The organism is Actinacidiphila sp. DG2A-62, from assembly GCF_035825295.1.
Classification (GTDB): Bacteria; Actinomycetota; Actinomycetes; order Streptomycetales; family Streptomycetaceae; genus Actinacidiphila.
On record NZ_JAYMGI010000002.1, the window covers coordinates 3,801,903 to 3,827,003 of the forward strand.

Sequence of the window (25,101 nt, forward strand, 5' to 3'; positions counted from 1 at the left end):
GGCAGCCGGCGCCTTCCCCGGCCGGGCGCCGGAGACGCCCGCCCCAAGCAGGCGCCCCGGCGCGCTGTCGGCGCGGCCGGGGCACCCGGGGACGTACGAGGAGGGGGATCAGCCCAGCAGTGCCGGGATCGCCTTCTCGTGGGCTTCGCGCAGCTCGGCCAGGGGGAGGGTGAACTCGCCCTGGACCTCCAGCGCGTCGCCGTCGACCACGCCGATCCGGGTGGCCGGCAGGCCGCGCGCGCCGCACATGTCGGTGAAGCGCAGCTCCTCCGAGCGCGGCACCGCGACCACCGCGCGGCCCGCGGACTCCGAGAAGAGGAAGGTGAACGCGTCCAGGCCGTCCGGCACCACCAGCCGCGCGCCGAGCCCGCCGCGCAGGCACGACTCGGTGACGGCCTGGACCAGGCCGCCGTCGGACAGGTCGTGCGCGGCGTCGACCATGCCGTCGCGCGACGCGGCGATCAGGATCTCGCCGAGCAGCCGCTCCCGCTCCAGGTCGACGGCCGGCGGCAGCCCGCCGAGGTGGTCGTGCACGACCTGCGCCCACGCCGAGCCGCCGAACTCCTCGCGGGTCTCGCCCAGCAGGTAGAGCAGGTGGCCCCGGTCGGCGAAGGCCATCGGGGTGCGGCGGCTCACGTCGTCGATCACGCCGAGCACCGCGACCACCGGCGTGGGGTGGATCGCCGTCTCGCCGGTCTGGTTGTACAGCGAGACGTTGCCGCCGGTGACCGGCGTGCCCAGGGCCAGGCAGCCGTCGGCCAGCCCGCGGGTCGCCTCGGCGAACTGCCACATCACCGCCGGGTCCTCGGGCGAGCCGAAGTTCAGGCAGTCCGAGACCGCCAGCGGCTTCGCGCCGGTCGCGGCCACGTTGCGGTACGCCTCGGCGAGCGCGAGCTGCGCGCCCGCGTACGGGTCGAGCTTGGCGTAGCGGCCGTTGCCGTCGGTGGCGATCGCGACGCCGAGGTTGGTGTCCTCGTCGATGCGGACCACGCCGGAGTCCTCCGGCTGCGCCAGCACCGTGTTGCCCTGCACGAACCGGTCGTACTGGTCGGTGATCCACGCCTTGGACGCCTGGTTCGCCGAGCCGACCAGCGCGAGCACCTGCGCCCGCAGCTCCTCGCCGCCGCCCGGCCGGGGCAGCGCGGCGGCGTCGTCGGCCTGCAGCGCGTCCTGCCAGGACGGCCGCTCGTACGGGCGGTGGTACGTCGGGCCCTCGTGCGCGACCGACCGCGGCGGCACGTCCACGATCTGCTCGCCGTGCCAGAAGATCTCCAGCCGGGTGCCCTCGGTCACCTCACCGATGACGGTGGCGATGACGTCCCACTTCTCGCAGATCTCCAGGAAGCGGTCGACCTTGTCGGGCTCGACGATCGCGCACATCCGCTCCTGCGACTCGCTCATGAGGATCTCCTCCGGCGAGAGCGTCGCGTCGCGCAGCGGCACCGTGTCCAGCTCGACCCGCATGCCGCCGGAGCCGGCGCTGGCCAGCTCCGAGGTGGCGCAGGACAGGCCCGCGCCGCCGAGGTCCTGGATGCCGGCGACGAGCTTCTCGCGGAAGATCTCCAGGGTGCACTCGATGAGCAGCTTCTCCTGGAACGGGTCGCCGACCTGCACCGCGGGCCGTCGCGAGGGGCCGGTGGAGTCGAAGGTCTCCGAGGCCAGCACCGAGACGCCGCCGATGCCGTCGCCGCCGGTCCTGGCGCCGTAGAGGATCACCTTGTTGCCGGCGCCGGACGCCTTGGCCAGGTGGATGTCCTCGTGCTTCATCACGCCCACGCACAACGCGTTGACCAGCGGGTTGCCCTGGTAGCAGGGGTCGAAGACGACCTCGCCGCCGATGTTGGGCAGGCCCAGGCAGTTGCCGTAGCCGCCGATGCCGGCCACCACGCCGGGCAGCACCCGCTTGGTGTCGGGGTGGTCGGCCGCGCCGAACCGCAGCGGGTCCATCACCGCGACCGGCCGCGCGCCCATCGCCAGGATGTCGCGCACGATGCCGCCGACGCCGGTGGCCGCGCCCTGGTAGGGCTCGATGTACGAGGGGTGGTTGTGCGACTCGATCTTGAAGGTGACCGCGTAGCCCTGGCCGACGTCGACCACGCCGGCGTTCTCGCCGATGCCGACCAGCAGCGCGTCGGTGCGCGGGGCCTTCTCGCCGAACTGCCTCAGGTGCACCTTGCTCGACTTGTACGAGCAGTGCTCGGACCACATGACCGAGTACATCGCCAGTTCCGCGCCGGTCGGGCGGCGGCCCAGGATCTCCCTGATCCGCTCGTACTCGTCCTGCTTGAGGCCCAGTTCCTTCCAGGGCTGCTCGGCCTCGGGCGTCTGGCCGGCCTGCTTGACCGTGTCGAGACTCATGCGCTGACCAGCTTCTTGAGTACGGAGGTGAAGAACGCGAGCCCGTCGGTGCGGCCGGTGCCGATCAGCGGCTCCACGGCGTGCTCGGGGTGCGGCATCAGGCCGACGACGTTGCCGGCCGCGTTGGTGATGCCGGCGATGTCACGCAGCGACCCGTTGGGGTTGCCGTAGCCGTCGGCGACCGGGCCGGCGGTGGCGTAGCGGAAGGCCACCCGGCCCTCGGCCTCCAGCTCGTCCAGGGTGCGCTCGTCGGCGGTGTAGCGGCCGTCGATGTTCTTCAGCGGAATGGAGATCTCCTGGCCCGCGGTGAAGTCCGCGGTCCACGCGGTCGCCGCGGTCTCGACCCGCAGCCGCTGGTCCCGGCAGACGAAGTGGAGTTCGGTGTTCCGCAGCATCGCGCCGGGCAGCAGGTGCGCCTCGCACAGGACCTGGAAACCGTTGCAGATGCCCAGCACCGGCATTCCGTCCTTCGCCTGGGCGATGATCGTCTCCATCACGGGCGAGAAACGGGAGATGGCGCCGGCCCGCAGATAGTCGCCGTAACTGAAGCCGCCGGGCAGCACCACCGCGTCGACCTGCTTGAGGTCCTTGTCGCGGTGCCACAGCGGCACGGCTTCGGCGCCGGCCAGCCGCGCCGCGCGGGCGGTGTCACGGTCGTCCAGTGTTCCCGGGAATGTGACGACACCAATGCGTGCAGTCACGACTCGACCTTTACATTGAAGTCCTCGATCACGGTGTTGGCGAGAAACGTTTCCGTGATCTCCCGAATGCGGGCGAGGGCCGCGTCGTCGACGGGACCCTCGACCTCCAGTTCAAAGCGCTTTCCCTGACGTACGTCGGAGATCCCCTCGAAGCCCAGGCGCGGCAGTGCTCGCTGCACCGCCTGGCCCTGGGGGTCGAGGATCTCCGGCTTGAGCATGACGTCGACTACGACGCGTGCCACTGGCACTCCCGGTGGTGTGGTGCGTGAGGTTCCCTCAGCGTACCGGGTGGGAAAATCTACGCGCGTGGACATACGTGTGGGTCACATCTGGTTGCCCGAAGCACTCACTCGCACCTCTTCCTCGCACTCCCGCGCGCCTCCCCGCGCCCCCTGGCGCACCACCGGTCGCATCGCGCGGCGTACCGGCGGACACCCCCTCGGCCGCCGGCGAAGGCGCCGAGATCTTCGATCACGTTTATGTATCAGCTGGCGGATTACTTGGGCTGACCCCCGAAGAAAACATAGGGTCCCCGTGCGAAGTGATGCGGCTCTCACGCTTGCGGCGCCGCTTGCTTGGGAATTATCTCGAACAGCACCACCGGGCAGCCCTGTCGCCGTCGCCCGGCGAGCCGATGGCGTAATGAAAGGACCGAACCTTATGGCGCAACGCGTACTGGTCACCCTCGCCGACGACCTGGACGGCGGCCAAGCGGAGGAAACCATCGCTTTCGGCGTCGACGGACAGTGGTACGAGATCGATCTCTCGTCCGAGAATGCGGACAAGTTGCGCAAGGAACTCGCGCCTTACGTGGAGGCCGGCCGCCGCCGCACCCTTTCCGGCCGCGCCTACAAGCGCACCCCGATCGCCCCCACGCCGGCCACCGTGCGCGCGTGGGCGCAGTCGAACGGCTTCGAGGTGCCGGCCCGCGGGCGCATCCCCAAAAAGGTCTACGAGGCGTTCAACCGGGCGAGCTGACGCCGCGTCGGGGCCGGACGCGCGGGCGGTCGGCCCCGATTGGACAGCCACCCCCTGATGTCCGCTAGTGTGGGGACCACGCCGAGGGCGGGGCCACCGCAGCAGCGGGAAAGCCCAGGTCGAGGCGGCGTGCGGGTGTAGCTCAGTAGTAGAGCGCCCCCCTTCCAGGGGGAGGGGCAGTGTGCAATTCCTGTCGCCCGCTCTGGTCACTGGTACAGTGATCGCAGCACGTGCGGACGTGGCTCAGTTGGTAGAGCATCACCTTGCCAAGGTGAGGGTCGCGAGTTCGAATCTCGTCGTCCGCTCCAGCACGACGGAGGCCCCGGTCAAGCGACCGGGGCCTTCGCCGTGTCCCGGCCAGGTGTGCGGAACCCGTTTCTCACCTCCCGGACGCTTCGGGTACAGTAGCGACACGCCCTGCGGACGTGGCTCAGTTGGTAGAGCATCACCTTGCCAAGGTGAGGGTCGCGAGTTCGAATCTCGTCGTCCGCTCCAGCACGGCGAAGGCCCCGGTCGACCGACCGGGGCCTTCGCCGTGTCCGCGGGCCGGGCCGGCTACGCCCACGTCGTCCCGGTCAGGCGCTCGTACGCCTCCACGTAGCGGGCCCGGGACTGCTCGACGATCTGCTGCGGCAGGGGCGGCGGGGGCAGCTCGCCCGACCGGTCCCAGCCCGAGGCGTCCGAGGTGAGCCAGTCGCGGACGAACTGCTTGTCGAAGGACGGCTGGGGATGCCCCGGCTCCCACTGGTCGGCCGGCCAGAAGCGGGAGGAGTCCGGGGTCAGCACCTCGTCGGCGAGCACCAGCGCGCCGTCCTCGTCGCGGCCGAACTCGAACTTGGTGTCGGCCAGGATGATGCCGCGCTCGCGGGCGATGTCCCGGCCACGGGAGTAGACGGCGAGGGTGGCCTGCCGCAGCTGGGCGGCGGTGTCCGCGCCGACCTGCCGGGCCACCTCCTCGTACGAGACGTTCTCGTCGTGGTCGCCGACCGCGGCCTTGGTGGCCGGGGTGAAGATCGGCGCGGGCAGCTCGGAGCCGTCCACCAGGCCCTCGGGCAGGGCCAGTCCGCACACCGTGCGGTGCTCCTGGTACTCGGCGAGCCCCGAGCCGGTGAGGTAGCCGCGGGCCACGCACTCCACCGGCGCCATCGTCAGCGGCCGGCACACCATCGTGCGGCCCTCCCACTCCGCGGGCGCCGGCCGGCACCTCGGTGGACACCACGTGGTTGGGCGTGAGGTCCGCGAGCTGGTCGAACCACCACAGGGAGAGCTGGGTGAGGATGCGGCCCTTGTCCGGGATGTTGTCGAGCAGCACCCAGTCGAAGGCGGAGGTGCGGTCGCTGGCCACCATCACCAGCTCCCCGGCCGCGTTCTGGTACAGGTCGCGCACCTTGCCGGTGTGCAGATGAACCAGCCCCGGCACCTGTACGGGCTCGGGCTTGTCGACGAATCCGGGCATGGGCGTCCTCCCCAACTGGGTGCTTTCCGCCCCGATTCTCCCGCACCTGTCCGGAAGCGGCGGCACGGGCCGCCGCGGGAGGCCGGCGCCGGGGTCTCAGTCCCGCTTGCAGATGCGGTCGAGCAGGTTGGCCGTGGCGCGCTGGATGCGGGGGTCGACGCAGTCGGGCCGGTCCAGCGCGGGCGACCACGCGAAGGTGCCCGAGGCGAAGACGTACGCGCCGCTGGGCGCGCGGTACAGCGACGTCTCCTGGTGGCCGGGGCGGCCGTCCGCGGCCTGGTACGGCGAGTGGGCGAGCAGGACGCGCTCGGTGGACTCCGGCAGCGGCACCCGCGGGAAGTAGTGGTCGGCCTCGCCCGCCACCAGGCCGTCGATCTCGTCGCCCTCGCCCGCGCCGGTGGCCTCCCACAGCCAGTGGTCGGCGTTGGCCACCACCAGCGGCGCCGGCTGCGGCACCCGGCCGGCGTACTGCAGGCCGAGCAGCAGTTGCTCGGGCTCGCCCTGGTCGCGCCAGAGCGCGCTGCGGCCGGGGGGCGCGCCGCGGCGCTTGCGGCAGGTCAGCAGCCGGTCCCGGTCGCCGGCCGGGGACGGCGCGAGGTCGACCTGCCAGTACATGGTGTTGGCGGACAGGAACACCAGCGAGGTGCCGGCCGCGCGGGCCGCCTCCGCCGCGCGGCGCATCGGCGGCGACCAGTACTCGTCGTGGCCGGGGAAGACCAGGCCACGGTAGCGGGTCGGGTCGATCCGGCCGGCGTGCAGGTCGCGTGAGTCGGCGTAGGCCAGGTCGTAGCCGTAGCGTTCGGCGAAGCGCACGAAGTCGTAGGCGTGGCCGATGTGCAGCGGCAGACCGGCGCCGGCGTAGGGGCGGTCGAAGGACACGGTGGTGGCCGCCTCCTCCTCGCCGAGCAGCCTCCCCTCGGCGTCCCACGCGTGGTACAGGCTGGCGCCGGTGCGCCCGTCCTCGGGGTAGAGGTTGTACGCCTGCCAGGTGATGTCCGGCAGCAGCAGGAGCAGGTCGGCGGGGGTGTCCAGGTCCCGTACGGTGAAGGGCACATGGCTGCGGTAGCCGTCGTTGGTGGTGAGCACGGCGACGTACGCGCCGGTCTTCCAGTACGACGGCACCTGGAGCCGCCAGGACTGCCACCAGTGGTGGCACGAGACGGTGCGGCCGGCGGCCAGCGGCGCGGGCTGCGCGATGCCGGCCAGGCGGGGGCTGGCGGAGATCTGGGCGGCGCCGTCGCCGCCGTAGTGGCCGATCCGGTAGACGTCGACGGTGTACTCCTGCGGCGGGTCGACGGTGATCCGGAAGTCGATCGCCGAGCCGGGCTCGACCGCGCTCTGGGTGGCGAAGCCCTTGATCTGGCGGCGGACGTCGTCGGCGGTGCGGGGGCCGGGGACGTGGGGACGGCCGGAGTGCGCGCGGGACGTGGCGCCGGCGGGGTGTGCGGCCCCGGCGGTGCCCGCGCTGCCGGCGGTGCCCGCGGCGAGGTCGACGTACCAGGGGACGACCTGGCCCTCCTCGCCGAGGTACTGCGGTTCGCCGCGGAGCCAGGGCAGCGGGCCCTGGCCGAACGGGTCGGACACGCCGTGCGCGAGTGCGCCGGACTCCCAGCGTCGCGTCTGCGCCATTCCCCATCCCCTCCCCCGGGCGCGATGGCCCTCTCGCGGGGCCGGACTCCTTCGCCCGGTGCAACCGTGCGGTCTGCTGTGCCCAGCACATCACACGAGGTGTGCCCGCCGTGACGCTTCGTCCGCATTCCCGCCTCCGGCGTCGGTTCGGCCCCTACGTCCCCCCGGCGCTGGACGCCGCGCACGTCGGGGGCGCGGGGCTGCGTGGTGCGTGCGGCCGGCGCCGCGGGGGCGCGAGCAACCCGCCATCGGCCGAGGGTGCCTCCCAGGCGGAGCTCCGGGGGAGGCTGAGCGCGCAGTTCCCCGCGCCCCTGAAGGGCAGCGCCCGGCGCGACGCCGGCGGGGTCAGGGGGAGCCGGGCCGCAGGCCCCATGTCGTGGTGAGGGTGAGGAGGGGGGCCGGGTCCGCGTGGTCGACCAGGCGGGCCACCGGCGCGGCCAGCTCGCCCGTACGGCGGACGCCGCCGACGAGCAGCGCGGGGCCGTCCAGCCAGTCCAACCCCGCGACGCCGCCCGAGGCGTCCAGCACCGCACAGCACACCACCGCCACGACATGCTCCGCGAGCAGATCCCGCCCGGTGCGCACCGGCATCGGCAGGCACGCGGGCGCCAGCGGCGCGGGCCGCGTCGCCGCGCCGGCCGCGCGGCCGACCTCCGCCTCCAGCCGGGCCACCACCGACGCGACCTCCTCCGGCGAGCCGGCCGCGAGGCGTTCGACGACGCGCGCGAGCGTCGCCCCGCCGTCCGCGCCGCCCGGCTCGCCGCCCACCAGGACGCCGCCCGCCACCGGCGACAGCGCGCGGGCCGGCGCCTGCGTACCGACCTCCGCGAGGACGCGGACCAGCCGGGCCGCCTCCTCGCGCCAGATCCGCTCCACCACCTCCTGGGGATAGCGCGCCCAGCTCACCGGCTGCCAGCCGGGCCCCGGCTGCCCGGGCCCGCCGTGGAACAGCCGCGCGGCCAGCAGCGACACGGCCTCGTCGACCACGCCCGGCTCCTCCAGCAGGTCGCACGCGGGGCGCTCGCCGAGCCGCGACTCGAAGCCCTCCGCGAGCCGGTCGCGCCGCGACAGCTCGGTGAGCGCCGCGACCACCCCCGCGTCCAGCCGGGCCGGCCAGCGCCCGGTCCGCCACGCGGGCAGCGCGACGCGGGTGAGCAGCCGGTCCCAGCCGGCGTAGGCGAGGCCGACCTGCTCCTGGGCGACGATGCGCAGGCCGTAGTCGACCGCCTGGGCGCGTTCGGACGCCGCGGCGGCGACCGCGCGCTCCATCTCGCCCGCGTGCACCCGGCAGCCGCGCAGCAGCAGCCGTACGACCCCGCCGAGCAGGGCGTACGCCGGGCGCAGCGCCCGTGTCCGCCGGGCCGACGCGACCCCCGCGGCCGCGTCGGCCCCGCGCAGGAAGCGGCGGGCGGCGGATATCTCGGGGTCGGCGGCGGGCGCGGTGCCGGCCACCACGGGGGCGAGCAGCGCGCGCAGTTCGGCGACGCGCATCCACCACAGGAACGGCGAGCCGATCACCAGCACGGGCTCGGGCCGCGCCGAGCCCGGGCCGCCGCCGGGCTCCAGCCAGCTGTCGCAGTCCGGGGTCAGCTCTATCGCGCCGGGCGCGGGGACGTGGAGCCGCTCGGCGAGTTCGCGCACGAGGCGGTAGAGGTCGGGTGCGGCGGACTCGGCGACCGGCACGGTCGGGGCGGCCGCGGGGCGCGCGCGGGCGATCACCGCGGCGACGGCGGCGGCCACCGCGAGGACCGCGAGGGCGACGGCGGTGACCGCCCACCGGGCGGGGGTCCAGGCGGCGCCGAGGTGGCCGGTCAGCGCGGCGGCGTGCAGCACGACCGCGACGGCGGCGGGGATCAGCGCGGCGGCGAGCGCGGCGCCGCGCACCCGGAGCACGGCGAGGGCGCGGGCCCGCGCGACGGCTTCGCCCGTCTCTCCGGCCATCGGCGGCTCACCCCCAGCGCTACGGCGGCCGTCACGGTGACGGCCCTCTCCCCACTGTCGCACCGCCCGCTGACATCGCAATGCGGTAGGGCTGATTGCCGCAATGTCCCCGCGGGGGGCTTTCGGGGCACCCTAGTTGGGGTCTCGCGCGGAGTCACCCATATGGCCCACGCATCACTCCTTGGAGTGGCTTCCCCCGCTTCCCCTGCGCCGACGGCTCCGCCCTTCCCCCTCAGCTCCGCGCTGCGCGCTACCCACCGGGGGCGCGGGGAACTGCGCGCCGAGCCACCACGCGCCCGCAGATCGCCACCGCCCCGAAGGGGAAGATCGGTCCGCTCCGGACCACCGGCATGTGGACAGCTGAGCGCGCAGTTCCCCGCGCCCCCGGTGGGTGACGCTCAGCGCGGAGCCGGCCGGGGGAGCTGGCTCGGTAAGTCAGATGGCCGCGGCGATGTCCGTGCGGTGGTGCGCGCCGTCGAGGCTGAGGCGGTCCACCGCGCGGTACGCGCGCTCGCGGGCGGTCGCGACGTCCTCGCCGGTCGCCGTGACGGACAGCACGCGGCCGCCCGCGGAGACGACCTGCCCGTCCGCGATCCGCGTCCCCGCGTGCAGCACGTACGCGTGCTCGTCCTTCTCCGCGACGTCCGCGAGCCCGCCGATCGGATCGCCGGTGCGCGGGGCGCCGGGGTAGTTGTGCGACGCGATGACGACGGTGACCGCCGCGTCGTCGCTCCAGCGCAGCTCGGGGAAGTCCGCGAGCTGCCCGGTCGCCGCGGCCCGCAGCAGCCCGGCCAGCGGCGTCCGCAGCCGGGCCAGCACGACCTGCGTCTCCGGGTCGCCGAACCGCGCGTTGAACTCGATGACGCGCACCCCGCGCGAGGTGATCGCGAGCCCGGCGTAGAGCAGGCCCGCGAACGGCGTGCCGCGGCGGCGCAGTTCGTCGACGGTCGGCCGCAGCACGGTCCGCTCGACCTCGGCGACCAGCCCGGGGTCCGCCCACGGCAGCGGCGAGTACGCGCCCATGCCGCCGGTGTTGGGGCCCTCGTCGCCGTCCAGCGCGCGTTTGAAGTCCTGGGCGGGCTGCAGCGGGACGACGGTCTCGCCGTCGGTGACCGCGAACAGCGACACCTCGGGTCCGTCGAGGTACTCCTCGATCACCACCCGGCCGCCCGTGCCCGCGCCGATGCAGGCGAGCGCGTGCGCGCGGGCGGCGTCGAGGTCGGAGGTGACGACGACGCCCTTGCCGGCGGCGAGCCCGTCGTCCTTGACGACGTAGGGCGCGCCGAAGGCGTCCAGCGCGGCGTCGGCCTCCTGCGGCGTGGCGCACACGTAGGAGCGGGCGGTGGGCACGCCGGCCGCCGCCATCACGTCCTTGGCGAAGGCCTTGGAGCCCTCCAGGGCCGCCGCCTGCCGGGACGGCCCGAAGCAGTCGATCCCCCGGTCCCGTACCGCGTCGGCGACGCCGGCCACCAGCGGGGCCTCGGGGCCGACGACGACGAGGTCCGCGCCGAGCGAGCCGGCCAGGTCGGCGACCGCGGCGCCGTCCAGCGCGTCGACCGGGTGGAGTTCGGCGACCTCGGCGATGCCGGCGTTGCCGGGCGCGCAGTGCAGCGACGTCACGTCGGGGTCGAGGGACAGGGAGCGGCACAGGGCGTGTTCGCGGGCGCCGCCGCCGATGACGAGGACCTTCACGCGCACCAGGGTAGTGGGCCCGCGCCGGACGGCCGACCTCACTCTTTCGGGCGACGGCCGCAGCGGGTCTCCACCTGTTCACACGGCACGTGCGGGCGGATCCCCCGGGGGCGCCTCGCCACGCTCAGCCGTTCGGCGGTAAGAAGAGACTTTCAACCGGGCGGGGTCGTACGAGGAGCGTGCAGTGAGCCAGCCGGACATGTTCCCCGAGGAGTCCCCTCGGGAGGAGCCTCAGCGGCGGGCGCTGCACCACCGGCACGAGGACCTGCGCGCGCTGCCGTTCCCGCTGGGCGACTGGGGCGAGCCGGCCGAGCGGCTGGAGGAGGTCTACCGCTGGGCGGAGGAGGACGCGCTGCGCACGGTCGACTGGTACCTGGCCGACCGGGTGTGGAAGAGCCGCGGCGCACGGTGGCTGCGGGCGGCGGCCGCGGTGTGCGCGGCCGCGGGCGCGGCGCTGCCGCTCACCCAGGTGACCGGCGCGGCCGACGGCACCGCGGCGTGGGGCTTCGTCGCGCTGCTCGCGGCCGGGGTGTGCGTGGGCCTCGACCGGGTGCTGGGCCTGACCTCGGGCTGGATGCGGGACATGGCCACCGCGCAGGCGGTGCGGCGGCGGCTGGAGGCGCTGCGTTTCGACTGGGCCTCGGAGAGCGTGCGGGAGATCCTCGGGCCGACCGACGGGACCGCCGCGGAGGCGGCCGAGCGCTGTCTGACGATCCTGCGCCGGTTCTCCGAGGACGTCGCGGAGCTGGTCCGGCAGGAGACCGCCGACTGGATGCTGGACTTCGGGGGGCGGACGGCCGGCGCGCCGCTGCGCGCCCAGTCCGCGGTGTGGCCGGCGGGCCGCGCGGACGGGGGTGCGGCGGCCCCCCGGCTGCCGCACCCGAGCACCCGCCCGACGATGCCGCGCCAGCGCCCGCCGGAGACCCCGCCGCGCTGACGCGGGCCGCCGCGCCCGTCGCCGAGCGCCTTCGGCCGGCGACCCCCTTCAGCTGAAGACGATCATCGACCCCTGGCCGAGCGAGCGGGTGGCCGCTGCGTGCAGGCCGAGCCAGACGTGGTGCTCGCGGGCGAAGGGGCCCGCGGTGACCGCCGCGGAGGTGAGGGCGGGCTCCTCCAGGGTGGTGTGGCGCTCCGGCGGGGCCGGGGGCGCGGGCGGGTTGGCCGGGTCGATGCCGATCGCGGGGGCGACGAACTCCAGCTCGCGCAGCAGCCCGTGGCTGGAGCCGAGCGGGCCGCCGCCCTCCAGCAGCTCGTCGTTGACGACCGGCTCGGGGAAGTCCAGCGGCACGTACGCGCCCGCGTGGTCGTAGTGCCACACCAGGTGGGAGCGCTGCGCGGTGCCCTCGAACATCTCCAGCAGCTGCTCGTAGTCGCCGCCGAGCGCGTCGACCGGCGTGACCTCCAGGCCCTGGAGGGTCAGCAGGTAGGCGCGGCGCAGGAAGTGCAGCGCGTCGTAGTCGAAGCAGGCGACCGGGGCCACGTCGCCGGACAGGCCCGGCATGTAGCTGTAGACGGGGACCGGCGGCTGGCCCGCGTCGTTCAACGCCTTGTCGTAGCGGGCGATCTCCTCGGCGAAGGGGTTGTCCGGGCTGTGGCAGAGCACGTCCACGAGAGGCACCAGCCACAGGTCGCAGGCCACGGACACTCCATCCGGTCGGGGGCGTCCAGCCTAGTTCGCCGCAGGGCCTCCCGTCAGCGGCGCCTCACCCCCCGCGGGCGGTCCGGCGGCGCGCGGGGAGGGGCGGCTGACGGTCCGCCAGGCGCGGCCCGGCGGCGCGTCGCACGTCGCGGCGGGTGTCACGGCGGGTGTCGAGGCGGGTGTCGAGGCGGGTGTCACGGCGGCGGGGTCGGGCCCCTGGCCTCACGGCCCCGCGGGCGGTGCGAGCCGCTCGATCAGCGCGCGGCCGTGCACGTGGTACTCGTGGGTCAGCCGGCGGGCCGTCTCGGTGTCGCGGGCGGCGACCGCGTCGACCAGCGCGACGTGCTCGGACCAGCACACCCCGGCCAGGTCGCCGAGGCCGCGCAGGTGCGGAACCGCGTATATCCAGATCTGGGTCCGCACCCGGTCCAGGAACTCGCACAGGTGCGGATTGCCGCCGATGGCCGCGAGTTCGCCCCAGAACCGCAGGTCACAGCCGATCAGTACGTCCAGCACGCCGGCCCGCGCGGCGCGTGCTGCGGCCTCGGCGCGGCGGCGCACGGAGGCGATCGCGTCGGCCGGCAGCTCGCCCATGCCGTGCTCGGCCATCCAGCGGAAGGCCGCGTCGACCACGAACGCCCGCGCCTCGGTGAGCGAGCGGAAGTCCGCGGCGGTGAACAGGCGCACCTGGAAGCCGCGGTGCTGCTCGACCTCCAGCAGGCCCTGGGCGGCCAGGTCCACCAGCGCCTCGCGGACCGGGGTCGCGGAGACCCCGTAGGTGTCGGCGATCTCCTTGACGGTGAAGTGGCGGCCGGCCTGGAGCCGTCCGGTGAGCACCTCGTCGCGCAGGGCGTCGGCGATCTGCTGGCGCAGGCTGGTGCGCCGCACCGCGATCGGGCCGCCCTGCCCCATGCTGTCTCCTCGTCGCGCGTCCGCGTCACGGACCGGCGGCACGGACCGGCGTCACGGCCTGGTGTCGCACATCCGTATGGTCCCCCACACCTTAAGGGGCCCTCCGGCCCGGCCCGGCGCGGCGGCCGGGGACGGCCCGGGAGCGGTCGGCCCGGTGCGGCCCGGTGCGGCCCGGTGCGGCCCGGTGGCGTTCCGATGCGGCCTGGCGGGGCCCGGCCCGACCCGCCGCGCACGCTTGCCCCTATCCTTCGGTGGCACGGCGAGCGGCCAGGCTGGGGGGCGTACGGACATGGACGAGCTGAGGAGCGACGATCCGCGGTGGATCGGCGGCTACCGGCTGCTCGGCCGGCTCGGCGCGGGCGGCATGGGCCGGGTGTACCTGGCGCGTTCGCCCCGCGGGCGCACGGTCGCGGTGAAGGTGGTGCGCGCGGAGCTGGCCGAGCAGGAGGAGTTCCGCGGCCGCTTCCGGCGCGAGGTGGCGGCGGCCCGCAGGGTCGGCGGCCCCTGGACCGCGCCGCTGATCGACGCCGACACCGAGGCGGACGTCCCCTGGCTGGCCACGGGCTATGTCGCGGGCCCTTCGCTGCAGCAGGTCGTCGCCCGCGACCACGGCCCGCTGCCGGTCTCCTCGGTCCGGGTGCTGGCCGACGGCCTGACCCGCGCGCTCGCCGACATCCACGGCGCCGGGCTGGTGCACCGCGACCTCAAGCCGTCCAACGTGATGCTCACCATCGACGGCCCGCGGGTGATCGACTTCGGCATCGCCCGCGCGCTGGAGACGGTCGCCGACGACGGCTCGATCACGTACACCGGCGCGATGGTGGGCTCGCCGGCCTTCATGTCGCCCGAGCAGGTCCGGGGCGACCGTGTGACGCCCGCCTGCGACATCTTCTGCATGGGCTCGGTGCTGGCGTTCGCGGCGACCGGGCTGCAGCCGTTCGGCGCGGCGAGCAGCGGGGTGCACGCGCAGATGTACCGCATCGTCCAGGAGCCGCCGGACCTCGACGCCGTCCCCGAGGAGCTGCGCGGCCTGGTCGCGGCCTGCCTGGCCAAGGACCCCGCGGAGCGCCCCTCCCTGACGGACGTGCGGCGCCGCCTGGCCGCGATCGCCGCGCCGGCGCCGGGCGGGGGCGCGGACGCGGATCCGCGCGCGGCAGCGCAATCCGGTCCAGGCTCCGGTACGGGCTCCGGTACGGACTCGTTCGGCGCCACGGGATCGGCTGCGGGCGCGGGAGCGCGGGCGGCGGCCGAGGAGCCGTGGCTGCCGGCGGCGGTCGTCGCGCGGCTCGGCCGCCAGGCGGTACGGCTGCTGGAGCTGGAGGAGGCGGAGACCGGCTCGCTGCCGGTGATCACCACGCCGCGGCAGCGGGCCCGCCCGGAGCCGCCGGCTGAGCCGGCGTCGCAGCCGCCCGCGCAGTCCCGGCCGCGGGTCCCCGCGCAGCCGGGACCCGCGTCGGACACCGCGCGTCTCCCCCAGGCCGCCGCGGCGTCGGCGACCCCGGCCGCGTCAGGGCTCTCCAAGGCCGCCGACCCGCGCGACCCGCGCACCGCCGCCGCCCCGCCCGAGCCGTCCCCCGGTCAGACCGGCCTGGCCACGGCGTACCCGGCGGGCATCGCCTACCCGACCCCGCCACCCCCGCCCCCGCGGCAGGCCCCCGGACCGGCCGACGCCCGGCCGGCCCCGCGGGCCCGGCCGACCCGGCCGGACCAGCCGCGCCGGCCGCGTACCCGGGACCTTCCGGGCCCGCGGGACCGGGGCGGGCCGAGGGCGCGCGTCGGCGGCGGCGTGTGCTGGCCGCGGGGGCCGCCGTGCTCGTGGTCGCCGCGGTCGCGGTCACCGCGGTCGTGGCCCGCGGCGGCGGGGAGGGCTCGGGCCGCGGGCGGGCCGCGGCGCCGAGTACGCACGCGTCGGCGCCGGCGTCGGCGCACCCGAGCGCCCCGGACACGCCCGCCGCGGCCGGGAGCCTGAGGCCGCCCGCGGACATGGTCGGCACCTGGCGGACCAGCTTCGACGGCGGCGACGCGACCGCCGCCGACACCCGCGTGCTCACCGTCCACGCCGACGGCACGGTGGAGTTGACCGGCGACGGGCCCTCGTACTCCTGCGCCTGGACGATGCACGTGACGGCCGCGGGGCCGCCGGTCGCGCTCAGCCCCTCGCGGGTGACCCGCGGCTCGGCCGCCTCCTGCCTGCCCGGCGGCGCGACCACGCTGACCCTGGTCGACGCCGACCACCTGCGCCGCGACAACGTCGACAGCGGCAGGTCCCCGCTGACGTACGAGAAGACCGCCGGCTGACGCACCGCGGAGCGCCCCGCGCCCGACGACGGTCCGAGGGGAATCAGCGGAATCAGCGGAATCAGCGGAGAATCAGAGGAATCAGAAAAAGGGGTTGACCTCGATCGTCTCGGTGCGGCCGGGGCCGACCCCGATCGCGGAGATCGGCGCGCCCGACATCTCCTCCAGCGCCTTGACGTACGCCTGCGCGTTCTTCGGCAGGTCCGCCACCGACTTGGCGCCCGAGATGTTCTCCGACCAGCCCGGGAGGTACTCGTACACCGGCTTGGCGTGGTGGAAGTCGCTCTGGCTGTACGGGAGTTCCTCGACGCGGCGGCCGTCGATCTCGTAGGCGACGCAGACCGGGATGCGCTCCCAGCCGGTCAGCACGTCGAGCTTGGTGAGGAAGAAGTCGGTCAGGCCGTTGACCCGGGTGGCGTAGCGCGCGATGACCGCGTCGAACCAGCCGCAGCGGCGGTTGCGCCCGGTGGTGACGCCGAACTCCCCGCCGATCGTGCGCAGCTTCTCGCCGTCCTCGTCGAGCAGTTCGGTCGGGAAGGGGCCGGAGCCGACCCGGGTGGTGTACGCCTTGAGGATGCCGATCACGCGGGTGATCTTGGTGGGCCCGACGCCGGTGCCGGTGCAGGCGCCGCCCGAGGTCGGGTTGGACGAGGTGACGAAGGGGTACGTACCGTGGTCGACGTCCAGCAGCGTGCCCTGCCCGCCCTCCATCAGCACGACCTCGCCCCGGTCCAGCGCGTCGTTCAGGACCAGCGTGGTGTCGGCGACGTAGCCCTTGATCTGCTCCGCGTAGCCGAGGTACTCCTCGACGACCTGCTCGGTGCTCATCGCGCGGCGGTTGAAGATCTTGACCAGGATCTGGTTCTTGTCCTGGAGGGCGGCGTCGACCTTCTGCTGGAGGATCGATTCGTCGAAGAGGTCCTGGACCCGGATGCCGACCCGGTTGATCTTGTCCGCGTAGGCCGGGCCGATGCCGCGCCCGGTGGTGCCGATCTTGCGCTTGCCGAGGAAGCGCTCGGTCACCTTGTCGATGGTCTGGTGATACGGCGTGATCAGGTGCGCGTTACCGCTGATCAGCAGCTTGGAGGTGTCGACGCCGCGCTCGTTCAGCCCGCTCAGCTCGGAGAGCAGGACCGCCGGGTCGACGACGACGCCGTTGCCGATCACCGGGACGCAGCCCGGCGAGAGGATTCCGGAGGGGAGCAGGTGCAGCGCGTACTTCTGGTCGCCGACGACGACCGTGTGGCCGGCGTTGTTGCCGCCCTGGTAACGCACCACATAGTCCACGGAGCCGCCGAGCAGGTCGGTGGCCTTCCCCTTGCCCTCGTCACCCCACTGAGCACCGAGCAGCACAAGTGCGGGCACAGGCGTACACCCCTTCCGGGCGGGGCATGTCCAACGTGCAGAGAGCCGTCGAAACCTGCCCCGGAATAGACGAAGCCCCTGACGCAACGGCGCAAGGGGCTCTTGCACCGAGATTTTACCTGAGGAAGGACGAAGGTGTCGGCTCACGTCCCGGCCGGGCATTCCCTGCTCGTCGTCATCGACCCCGCGGCCCGTGCGACCGACGGCGAATCCGTGCGGATCGCCAAGGATGTGCTGCGCGCGGGGGCGTACTCGGTGAAATTCGTCTTCCCGCAGTCGGCCGAGGAGGCCGAGCACGCGCTCAGCCACCGCGGCCGGCGGCACCCGGTGCTGCTCGGCGACGACGCGGCGCTGCTGCGCACGGTCCGCGCGCTGCGCCGCGACCGCACGCTCGGCGAGGCGGCGCTGTCGGTGGTGCCGATCGGGCCGCGGGCCTCGCTGGCCCGCGCGCTCGGCGTGCCCGAGCAGGTGCCGGCCGCGGCCCGCGCGGTGCTCGACGGCGTGCAGCGCGAGCTGGACCTGCTGGTGGACGACAGCGGCGGCATCGTGCTGGGCGCGCTGAGCATGCCGTGCGGCGCGCCGGTCGCGCACACCGCGGCGCACTGGTGGACGCCGGTGGAGAAGACCGCCCGCTCGCTGGCCCGCACCCTGACCTCGCCGATCCCGGTGGGCGGGCGGCAGCCGCCGCCGCTGCGCCGGCTGCGGGTCGAGGCGGACGGCGTGCTGCTGACCGACCTGGACCAGCCGGTGCACGAGGTCTCGGTGCGCACCGCGCCGACCGGCTTCGCCGAGGTGCTGGTCAGCCGGCCCGACGAGGCCGGCGCGACCGACCAGTTGCGGGCCGTCGCCCGGACCGTCACCGTCTCCGGCCGCGACTTCCGCTACCGCGCGGACTCCGCGGTGACCGGGCCGGTGCGCACCCGCACCTGGACGGTGGAGCCGGCGGCGTGGCGGCTGACGGTGCCGCGCTGAGCGTCCGCGCGCGGCCCGCGCGGCTCCCGGACCCCTCGCGGCTGACGGGCCCCTCCCGGCTCACAGGCGTCTCGCGGCTGACGGGCCCCGCGCCGCTGACGGATGCGGCCTCAGCTCACCAGGTGACGTGCAGCTCGCGGGGGCCGCGGATGACGTAGCCCGGCCGCCACTCGGGCTCCCGGACCAGCCGCATGCCGGGCGCGTCGCGCAGGAACGCGCCGAAGGAGGCGGCCAGTTCGACCCGGGCCAGCGGCGCGCCCAGGCAGTAGTGGATGCCCGCGCCGAAGGACACGTGCTTGTTGCCCGCCGCGGGCCGGGTGATGTCGAAGCGGCCCGGGTCGGCGAAGCGCGCCGGGTCGCGGTTGGCCGAGCCGAACAGCAGCGCGACCTCGCTGCCGCGCGGGATCGCGGCGCCGCCGATCTCGATGTCGTCCAGCACCCAGCGTTCGAACAGCTGCAGCGGGGTGTCGTAGCGCAGCATCTCCTCGACCGCGTCCGGCAGCCGCCGCTCGGGCTCGGCGGCCAGCAGCGCGAGCTGGTCGGGGTGCCGGAACAGGTGCAGCCAGCCGAGCGTGGTGGTGTTGACGGTCGCCTCGTGGCCGGCGTTGAGCAGCAGCACACAGGTGGAGACCATCTCCTGCTCACTGAGCACGTCGCCGCCGTCGTGGGCCGCGATCAGCGCGCTGATCAGGTCGTCGCCGCTGTCACGGCGCCGGGCGGCGATCAGCGCGCGCAGGTACGCGGAGAACTCCTCGCTGGCCCGCACCGCGCGCCGGGCGGTCTCCTCGGTCGGGTTCAGCTCGTACATGCCGGTGATCGCCTCCGACCAGGGCCGCAGCAGGCCGCGGTCGGCCGGCGGGACGCCCAGCATCTCGGCGATCACGGCGACCGGCAGCGGCTCGGCGACCGCCGTCAGCAGGTCGCCGCCGCCGTCCGCGTACAGCGACGCGACCAGTTCGCCGGCCAGCCGGCGCACGGTCGGCGCGAGGTCCTCGACCATCCGCGGGGTGAACGCCTTGGCGACCAGCCGGCGGATGCGGCCGTGCGCGGGGTCCTCCAGGTCGAGCATGCCCTCGCCGTTGAGCACGGTGAACGGCTCGTGCTCGGGCGGCGGGGGCGTGCGCCCGAACTCCTCGTGGCTGAAGCGGTGCAGATACGTACGGCCCAGCCGGCGGTCGCGCAGCAGCGCGCTCACGTCGTCGTGGTGCGGGACGAGCCACTGGCCGGTCGGCTCGAACCAGTGCGCGCGGCCGGCGGCGCGCAGGGCGTCGTAGGCGGGATAGGGGTCGGCCACGAAGGCGGGGTCCCAGGGGCGGAAGAGGTCCGTGGGGCGGGCGTCCGCCGGGGAAGCGGGCGGCGGGGGCGGGGGCGCAGAGGTCATGGCGGCTCGCTCAGTCCGTGGTCGCGTCGGTCAGTCCGTGCTCGCGTCGATCAGTCCGTGGCCGCGTCGATCAGTCCGTGCTCGCGCAGGTAGTCCAGCTGGGCGCGGACCGACAGTTCGGCGGCGGGCCACAGCGCGCGGTCCACGTCCGCGTAGACGTGGGCCACCACGTCCCGCGGGGTGCGCAGGCCGCCCTCGACGGCGGTCTCGACCTGCGCGAGGCGGTGGGCGCGATGCGCGAGGTAGAACTCGACGGCGCCGCGCGCGTCGTCCAGCACCGGTCCGTGGCCGGGCAGCACGGTGTCCACGCCGCCGTCGACGGTGAGGGTCTGCAGCCGGCGCAGCGAGTCCAGGTAGTCGCCGAGCCGGCCGTCGGGGTGCGCGACCACGGTGGTGCCGCGGCCCAGCACGGTGTCGCCGGTGAGCACCGCGTCGTCGGCCGGCAGGTGGAAGCAGAGCGAGTCCGCGGTGTGCCCGGGGGTCGCGATCACCCGCAGCTCCAGGCCGCCGACGCCGACCGCGTCGCCCTCGGCCAGGCCCTCGTCGCCCAGCCGCAGCGCGGGGTCGAGCGCGCGCACCCGGGTGCGGGTCAGCTCGGCGAAGCGCGCGGCGCCCTCGGCGTGGTCGGGGTGGCCGTGGGTGAGCAGCGTCAGGGCGACGCGCTTGCCGAGCCGCTCGGCGGTGGCCACCACGTTCGCCAGGTGCGCCTCGTCCAGCGGACCGGGGTCGACCACCACGGCCAGCGGCGAGTCCGGCTCGGCGAGTATCCAGGTGTTGGTGCCGTCCAGCGTCATCGCCGACGGGTTCGGGGCCAGCACGCACAGGGCGCGCTCGGTGGCCCGGCCGCCGACGGCCGGCTGCGGCCGGCCCGGCGGGGTGGTCGCCGCGGTCATCGGCCCGCGCCCCCTTCCATGATCACCCGGTCGAAGTGGCCGTGCCGCGGCCAGCTCAGCACCACCGAGCCGGCCGCCTCGTCCACCGTGGCGTACGGCACCACGGGCGTCAGGTCCCGGCCGGGCGCCGCCGCCAGCGCCTCGTCGGCGCTCGGGTACGGCAGCAGGTCGCGCAGCATCGTGACGGTCGGCGGGAGCATCACCATCTCGCCGCGCTCGTATCCCTCGACGGCGTCGGCGGGGCGCAGCCACACCGTGCGGTCGGCCTCGCCGTCGCCGGTCACGTCCAGGGTGCGCTGGCCCCGCGGGAGGCGGGCGAGGAAGAACCACGTGTCGTAGCGGCGCTCCTCAAACTCCGGGGTGATCCAGCGCGCCCAGGGCGTCAGCAGGTCCGAGCGCAGGACGAGGTCGCGGCGGGCCAGGAAGTCGGCGAAGCCCAGTTCGCGGCGGACCAGCGCGCGGCGGTCGGCCTCCCAGTCCGGGCCGGTGGTGTCGGCGACGATGCCGGCGTCGGAGCGCCGGTCGGCGTGGCTCTCCGGGTCGCCGGGGTGCTGCGGGCCGCCGGGGGACGCGGGGTGCTCCGGGTCGCCCGCCGGGTGCTCCGGGTCGCCGGGGTGCTGCGGGCTGTCCCCCGGGTGCTCCGGGTCGCCCGCCGGGTGCTGCGGGCCGTCGAGGTGCTCCCGGTCGCCGGGGGTCGCGAGGCCGGCGAGCAGCACGCCGGACTCCTCGAAGGTCTCGCGCACCGCGGCGCACACCACCGCCTGCGCCCGGCGCTCCGGCACGCCGAGCACGGCCGCCCACTGCGCGAGGCCGGGTCCGGCCCAGCGCACCGGCCGCTCGTCGCGCGGGTCCACGCCGCCGCCGGGGTACGCGTAGGCGCCGCCCGCGAACGCCATGGAGGCGCGGCGGCGCAGCATGTGGACGCTGAGGCCGCCGGCCCCGTCGCCGTCCTTGAGCAGCAGCACGGTCGCCGCCTCGCGCGGCGTGACGGGGTCCAGCTCGCCGCGCGCCAGCGCCCGGATGCGCTCGGGCCACGCGGCGGGGTACGCCGCACCGTCCATCGCTGTCATGCCCACGAGGCTACCCGCGCGCACCCGTTCGCCCAACGTCCGGACGCCGCGCGCAGGGCCTCGGCGGTCGGTCCGGGGGCGCCCAGGCTCCGGGCCGCCCGGACGCCGCGCGCGCAGGGCCCGGCGCCCGGCGCCGGCTGAGTCGCGGAGCTCGACCTGGAGCTCGACCTCGACGGGGGCGTCGAGGGGCAGGACCGCGACGCCGACCGCGCTGCGGGCGTGCACGCCGGCCTCGCCCAGCACCTCGCCGAGCAGCTCGCTCGCGCCGTTGACGACCCCCGGCTGCCCGGTGAAGTCCGGCGCGGACGCGACGAAGCCGACGACCTTCACCACGCGCGCGATCCGGTCGAGGTCGCCGTCGACGACCGAGCCGACCGCCGCGAGGGCGTTGAGCGCGCAGGTCCGCGCCAGCTCGTACGCCTGCTCCGCGGTGACCTCCGCGCCCACCTTGCCGGCGGCCGGCAGCTTGCCGTCCACCAGCGGGAGCTGGCCCGCGGTGAAGACGTAGGCCCCCGACCGCACGGCCGGCCGGTAGGCGGCCAGCGGCGGGACCACCTCGGGCAGCGTCAGGCCCAGCTCGGCCAGCCGCGCGGCGACCGCGCCGCTCACGCGTCCTTCTCCCGCTTGAGGTACGCCACCAGCTGCTCGGAGCCGTTCGGACCCGGCACCACCTGCACCAGCTCCCAGCCGTCCTCCCCCCAGGTGTCGAGGATCTGCTTGGTCGCGTGCACGAGCAGCGGCACGGTCGCGTATTCCCACTTCTTCGCCATACCGCGACTGTAGTGCCTGTCACCTTCCCAACCGGTCGGCCACCGGACTACCGCGGGCGCCGAGTGGTTAGGCTCGCAAGAGTGAGCCCTCAACAGTCCTCCGCCGCCAGGCTCCACATCGTGACGGGCAAGGGCGGCACGGGGAAGACCACGGTCGCCGCCGCGCTGGCGCTCGCCCTCGCCGCCGAGGGCCGCAGCGTGCTGCTCGTGGAGGTCGAGGAGCGCCAGGGCATCGCCCAGCTGTTCGAGACCGAGGCGCTGCCCTACGAGGAGCGGCGGATCGCCTCGGCGCCCGGCGGCGGCGAGGTGCACGCGCTGGCGATCGACGCCGAGCTGGCGATGCTGGACTACCTCGACATGTTCTACAAGCTCGGCCGGGCCGGCCGGGCGCTGAAGAAGCTCGGCGCGATCGACTTCGCCACCACCGTCGCGCCCGGCCTGCGTGACGTGCTGCTCACCGGCAAGGTGTGCGAGGCGGTGCGGCGCAAGGACAAGGCGGGCTGGCCGGTCTACGACGCGGTGGTGCTCGACGCCCCGCCGACCGGCCGCATCACCCGGTTCCTGAACGTCAACGACGAGGTCGCGGGCCTGGCCCGGGTGGGGCCCATACACAACCAGGCGCAGTCGGTGATGCGGGTGCTCAAGTCCCCGCAGACCGCGATCCACCTGGTCACGCTGCTGGAGGAGATGCCGGTCCAGGAGACCATGGACGGCGTCGCCGAACTGCGCGCGGCCGGCCTGCCGGTGGGCACGGTGATCGTCAACATGCTGCGCCCGGTGCTGCTGGCCGACGCCGAGCTGGCCGAGGTCGCCGACGGCGGCCCTCGGCGCACCGCGATCGCCAAGGCGCTGTCGCAGGCGGGCCTGGGCGGCGCGCGGCGCGGCGGGGTCGCCGAGCGGCTGGTCGACCCGCTGCTGGCGCAGGCGCACGAGCACGCCGAGCGGGTGGTGCTGGAGCGCGAGCAGCGTGCCGAGATCGCCGGACTCGGCCTGCCGCTGCGGGAGTTGGAGCTGCTCGGCGACGGCGTCGACCTCGGCGGGCTGTACCGGCTGGCGGAGAGCCTGCGCAAGCAGACGGTCGCGCACGACGACCGGGACGAGGACTGAGAGGCGAGGACGGGATGAGCCTGGACAGCCCCGTGCTGGAGATCGACCCGCTGCTCGACGACCCGAAGACCCGCATCATCGTGTGCTGCGGCTCCGGCGGCGTCGGCAAGACCACCACCGCCGCGGCCCTGGGCGTGCGCGCCGCCGAGCGCGGCCGTACCGCGGTCGTGCTGACCATCGACCCGGCCCGCCGGCTGGCGCAGTCGATGGGCCTGACCGAACTCGACAACACCCCCCGCGAGGTGGCCGGAATCGATCGGTCGGCCGGCGGTTCGCTGCACGCGATGATGCTCGACATGAAGCGGACCTTCGACGAGGTCGTGGTCCAGCACTCCGATCCCGAGCGGGCCAGGGCGATCCTGGACAACCCCTTCTACCAGTCGCTGTCGGCCGGCTTCGCGGGCACGCAGGAGTACATGGCGATGGAGAAGCTGGGCCAGCTGCGCGCCCAGGACGCCTGGGACCTGATCATCGTGGACACCCCGCCGAGCCGCAGCGCGCTGGACTTCCTCGACGCTCCCAAGCGGCTGGGGTCGTTCCTGGACGGCCGGTTCATCAAGCTGCTGATGGCGCCGGCGAAGGTCGGCGGCCGGGCCGGGGTGAAGTTCCTCAACATCGGGATGTCGATGATGACCGGCACCCTGAGCAAGGTGATGGGCGCCTCGCTGCTGCGCGACGTGCAGACGTTCGTGGCGGCCATGGACACCATGTTCGGCGGCTTCAGGACCCGCGCGGACGCCACGTACCGGCTGCTGCAGGCCCCGGGCACGGCGTTCCTGGTGGTCGCGGCCCCGGAGCGGGACGCGCTGCGCGAGGCGTCGTACTTCGTGGAGCGGCTCGCGTCGGAGGACATGCCGCTGGCCGGGCTGGTGCTGAACCGGGTGCACGGCAGCGGCGCGGACCGGCTCACGGCGGAGCGCGCGCTGGCGGCGGCGGAGGCCCTTGAGGACGCGGACGCTCCCGATGACCCCGCGGATGCCCCGAGCGCCGGCGGCGAAAATCTTGACGGCGGCGGCATTGTCGATCACCCCGCCGGGAAAGCTGTTGCAGGCGGCTCCGAAGGGGCCCGTGACACGCGTGACAGCGCTGCTCGCGGCCGTACGGAGGGAGGGCAGGACCAGGACCGTGCGGAACGGCTCACCGCCGGACTGCTGAGGCTGCACGCCGAGCGTATGCAGGTGGTCGCGCGTGAACGGCGCACCCGTGACCGCTTCGTCTCCGTGCACCCCGAGGTGCCCATGGTGGACGTCACCGCTCTGCCCGGCGACGTGCACGACCTGGACGGGCTGCGCGCGATCGGCCTGCGCCTGGGCGGCGACGCGTCCGCCGCGGCGTGAGGCCCCTGCCGGTGCCCGCGGCGGCGCCCACGGAGGGCGGCGCGGACACGGCGTGTTGCTGATCCGCGCCGCGTGCGGTCCGGCCCGCGGCGGCGAATCCGCGGCCCGGGGCCCGCGACGGCGAATCCCGCGCGGTCAGCCCGCGGCGGCGTAGTCCTCGTCGTCGCCGAGCGGCAGCAGGCCCGTGCTGCGCTCGTACTCGGTGCGGGCGGTCTCCAGCAGCCGGCGCCATGAGGTGACGGTGGGGCGGCGGCGCAGCAGCGCCCGGCGCTCACGCTCCGTCATGCCCCCCCATACGCCGAACTCGACGCGGTTGTCGAGCGCGTCGGCCAGGCACTCGGTCCGCACCGGGCAGCCGGTGCACACCGCCTTGGCCCGGTTCTGGGCCGCGCCCTGGACGAAGAGCTCGTCCGGATCAGTCGTCCTGCACGCCGCCTGCGTGCTCCAGTCGGTTACCCAGCTACCCATGCTGGTGCCGTCCTCTCCCGAATCGAGGCTCCCCCACGGCGGCAACCGGCATATTCACCGTCGCCAGTTGAGGACGTTACGGAAGGTAGGCGCGGCGCAACAGCCCTTTCAGGCCCAATCTTGCATGGCCCGAA

Annotated in this window: 20 protein-coding genes, 3 tRNA genes and 4 pseudogenes; 10 read left to right on the plus strand and 17 right to left on the minus strand. The window is 74.8% G+C overall.

All coding sequences use genetic code 11. The annotated features are described in order from the left end of the window. Nucleotides 1-108: 108 nt before the first annotated feature. Genes purL through purS form a run of 3 tightly spaced genes read right to left on the minus strand, consistent with a single transcriptional unit; the run spans nucleotide 109 to nucleotide 3,301 of the window. Nucleotides 109-2,358: a phosphoribosylformylglycinamidine synthase subunit PurL gene (gene purL, locus VSR01_RS16810; RefSeq protein WP_326450029.1), complete on the minus strand. Its 2,250-nt coding sequence runs from the start codon at nucleotides 2,356-2,358 to the stop codon at nucleotides 109-111. Then, nucleotides 2,355-3,059 (minus strand): phosphoribosylformylglycinamidine synthase subunit PurQ, encoded by a 705-nt coding sequence (purQ, locus tag VSR01_RS16815; protein WP_326450030.1) that lies wholly within the window; start codon nucleotides 3,057-3,059, stop codon nucleotides 2,355-2,357. The genes purL and purQ overlap by 4 nt, the downstream gene beginning before the upstream one ends. Continuing rightward, the gene (gene purS, locus VSR01_RS16820) at nucleotides 3,056-3,301 is read right to left on the minus strand and encodes a phosphoribosylformylglycinamidine synthase subunit PurS (protein WP_326450031.1); all 246 of its coding nucleotides are present in this window, start codon (nucleotides 3,299-3,301) and stop codon (nucleotides 3,056-3,058) included. Before purS ends, purQ begins: the two co-directional genes overlap by 4 nt. 418 nt (nucleotides 3,302-3,719) lie before the next feature. Here purS and VSR01_RS16825 point away from each other — a divergent pair, with 418 nt between their 5' ends. From VSR01_RS16825 to VSR01_RS16840, 4 genes are all read left to right on the plus strand, one after another. Next, a complete protein-coding gene (locus VSR01_RS16825; RefSeq protein WP_326450032.1) occupies nucleotides 3,720-4,037 on the plus strand; it encodes a histone-like nucleoid-structuring protein Lsr2 in 318 nt (105 codons plus the stop codon). Nucleotides 4,038-4,168: 131 nt separating this feature from the next. Next, nucleotides 4,169-4,239 (plus strand) — tRNA-Gly (locus tag VSR01_RS16830). Nucleotides 4,240-4,269: 30 nt separating this feature from the next. Continuing rightward, nucleotides 4,270-4,345: transfer RNA gene (locus tag VSR01_RS16835), tRNA-Gly, on the plus strand. A gap of 111 nt (nucleotides 4,346-4,456) precedes the next feature. Then, nucleotides 4,457-4,532: transfer RNA gene (locus tag VSR01_RS16840), tRNA-Gly, on the plus strand. A 60-nt stretch (nucleotides 4,533-4,592) separates the two neighbouring features. Here VSR01_RS16840 and VSR01_RS16845 read toward each other — a convergent pair. The 4 genes and pseudogenes from VSR01_RS16845 to purD form a co-directional block, all read right to left on the minus strand. Next, nucleotides 4,593-5,493: pseudogene (locus VSR01_RS16845) on the minus strand (phosphoribosylaminoimidazolesuccinocarboxamide synthase). A gap of 96 nt (nucleotides 5,494-5,589) precedes the next feature. Then, nucleotides 5,590-7,122 (minus strand): N,N-dimethylformamidase beta subunit family domain-containing protein, encoded by a 1,533-nt coding sequence (locus VSR01_RS16850; RefSeq protein ID WP_326450033.1) that lies wholly within the window; start codon nucleotides 7,120-7,122, stop codon nucleotides 5,590-5,592. Between the two features lie 345 nt (nucleotides 7,123-7,467). Beyond that, entirely contained in the window at nucleotides 7,468-9,063 is a 1,596-nt protein-coding gene (locus VSR01_RS16855; protein ID WP_326450034.1) for a hypothetical protein, read from the minus strand. A 435-nt stretch (nucleotides 9,064-9,498) separates the two neighbouring features. After that, nucleotides 9,499-10,755 carry a phosphoribosylamine--glycine ligase gene (gene purD / locus VSR01_RS16860; RefSeq protein ID WP_326450035.1) on the minus strand — a complete coding sequence of 419 codons (1,257 nt, stop codon included), beginning with the start codon at nucleotides 10,753-10,755 and terminating at the stop codon, nucleotides 9,499-9,501. 184 nt (nucleotides 10,756-10,939) lie between these two features. On the opposite strand from purD, the gene VSR01_RS16865 reads away from it, so the two are divergent. Further along, on the plus strand, nucleotides 10,940-11,692 hold the full coding sequence (locus VSR01_RS16865; RefSeq protein WP_326450036.1) for an SLATT domain-containing protein: 753 nt from the start codon (nucleotides 10,940-10,942) through the stop codon (nucleotides 11,690-11,692). Between the two features lie 48 nt (nucleotides 11,693-11,740). Here the strand turns inward: VSR01_RS16865 and VSR01_RS16870 are convergent, their stop codons facing one another. Both VSR01_RS16870 and VSR01_RS16875 read right to left on the minus strand, forming a co-directional pair. Beyond that, nucleotides 11,741-12,394: a hypothetical protein gene (locus VSR01_RS16870; protein WP_326450037.1), complete on the minus strand. Its 654-nt coding sequence runs from the start codon at nucleotides 12,392-12,394 to the stop codon at nucleotides 11,741-11,743. Between the two features lie 222 nt (nucleotides 12,395-12,616). Continuing rightward, on the minus strand, nucleotides 12,617-13,306 hold the full coding sequence (locus VSR01_RS16875; RefSeq protein WP_326450038.1) for a GntR family transcriptional regulator: 690 nt from the start codon (nucleotides 13,304-13,306) through the stop codon (nucleotides 12,617-12,619). A gap of 289 nt (nucleotides 13,307-13,595) precedes the next feature. Between VSR01_RS16875 and VSR01_RS16880 the strand changes: the two genes are divergently transcribed. Both VSR01_RS16880 and VSR01_RS16885 read left to right on the plus strand, forming a co-directional pair. Beyond that, nucleotides 13,596-15,275: a serine/threonine-protein kinase gene (locus tag VSR01_RS16880; RefSeq protein ID WP_326450039.1), complete on the plus strand. Its 1,680-nt coding sequence runs from the start codon at nucleotides 13,596-13,598 to the stop codon at nucleotides 15,273-15,275. Between the two features lie 14 nt (nucleotides 15,276-15,289). Further along, complete coding sequence (locus VSR01_RS16885; protein ID WP_326450040.1) at nucleotides 15,290-15,604, plus strand: hypothetical protein; 315 nt, start codon at nucleotides 15,290-15,292, stop codon at nucleotides 15,602-15,604. 81 nt (nucleotides 15,605-15,685) lie between these two features. Here the strand turns inward: VSR01_RS16885 and VSR01_RS16890 are convergent, their stop codons facing one another. After that, nucleotides 15,686-16,969 (minus strand): adenylosuccinate synthase, encoded by a 1,284-nt coding sequence (locus VSR01_RS16890; RefSeq protein WP_326450041.1) that lies wholly within the window; start codon nucleotides 16,967-16,969, stop codon nucleotides 15,686-15,688. Between the two features lie 135 nt (nucleotides 16,970-17,104). Here VSR01_RS16890 and VSR01_RS16895 point away from each other — a divergent pair, with 135 nt between their 5' ends. Then, complete coding sequence (locus VSR01_RS16895; RefSeq protein WP_326450042.1) at nucleotides 17,105-17,941, plus strand: diacylglycerol kinase; 837 nt, start codon at nucleotides 17,105-17,107, stop codon at nucleotides 17,939-17,941. Nucleotides 17,942-18,056: 115 nt separating this feature from the next. On the opposite strand, the gene VSR01_RS16900 is transcribed toward VSR01_RS16895, so the two are convergent. From VSR01_RS16900 to VSR01_RS16920, 6 genes and pseudogenes are all read right to left on the minus strand, one after another. Further along, complete coding sequence (locus tag VSR01_RS16900; RefSeq protein ID WP_326450043.1) at nucleotides 18,057-19,322, minus strand: cytochrome P450; 1,266 nt, start codon at nucleotides 19,320-19,322, stop codon at nucleotides 18,057-18,059. Between the two features lie 50 nt (nucleotides 19,323-19,372). Then, on the minus strand, nucleotides 19,373-20,215 hold the full coding sequence (locus VSR01_RS16905; protein ID WP_326450044.1) for an MBL fold metallo-hydrolase: 843 nt from the start codon (nucleotides 20,213-20,215) through the stop codon (nucleotides 19,373-19,375). After that, nucleotides 20,212-20,760: pseudogene (locus tag VSR01_RS37795) on the minus strand (NUDIX hydrolase); the annotation flags it as partial. The pseudogene VSR01_RS37795 and the gene VSR01_RS16905, both read right to left, overlap by 4 nt. A 156-nt stretch (nucleotides 20,761-20,916) precedes the next feature. Further along, nucleotides 20,917-21,276, minus strand: a pseudogene (locus VSR01_RS16910) (NUDIX hydrolase); the annotation flags it as partial. A 156-nt stretch (nucleotides 21,277-21,432) separates the two neighbouring features. Beyond that, a pseudogene (locus VSR01_RS16915) lies at nucleotides 21,433-21,894 on the minus strand (RidA family protein); the annotation flags it as partial. Continuing rightward, complete coding sequence (locus tag VSR01_RS16920) at nucleotides 21,891-22,055, minus strand: DUF4177 domain-containing protein (RefSeq protein WP_326450045.1); 165 nt, start codon at nucleotides 22,053-22,055, stop codon at nucleotides 21,891-21,893. The gene VSR01_RS16920 and the pseudogene VSR01_RS16915, both read right to left, overlap by 4 nt. 81 nt (nucleotides 22,056-22,136) lie before the next feature. Here VSR01_RS16920 and VSR01_RS16925 point away from each other — a divergent pair, with 81 nt between their 5' ends. Together VSR01_RS16925 and VSR01_RS16930 are read left to right on the plus strand one after the other, a co-directional pair. Beyond that, on the plus strand, nucleotides 22,137-23,162 hold the full coding sequence (locus VSR01_RS16925) for an ArsA-related P-loop ATPase (RefSeq protein ID WP_326450046.1): 1,026 nt from the start codon (nucleotides 22,137-22,139) through the stop codon (nucleotides 23,160-23,162). A gap of 14 nt (nucleotides 23,163-23,176) precedes the next feature. Then, nucleotides 23,177-24,499: an ArsA family ATPase gene (locus tag VSR01_RS16930; protein WP_326450047.1), complete on the plus strand. Its 1,323-nt coding sequence runs from the start codon at nucleotides 23,177-23,179 to the stop codon at nucleotides 24,497-24,499. 135 nt (nucleotides 24,500-24,634) lie between these two features. On the opposite strand, the gene VSR01_RS16935 is transcribed toward VSR01_RS16930, so the two are convergent. Further along, on the minus strand, nucleotides 24,635-24,967 hold the full coding sequence (locus tag VSR01_RS16935; RefSeq protein WP_326450048.1) for a WhiB family transcriptional regulator: 333 nt from the start codon (nucleotides 24,965-24,967) through the stop codon (nucleotides 24,635-24,637). Between the last annotated feature and the right edge of the window lie 134 nt (nucleotides 24,968-25,101).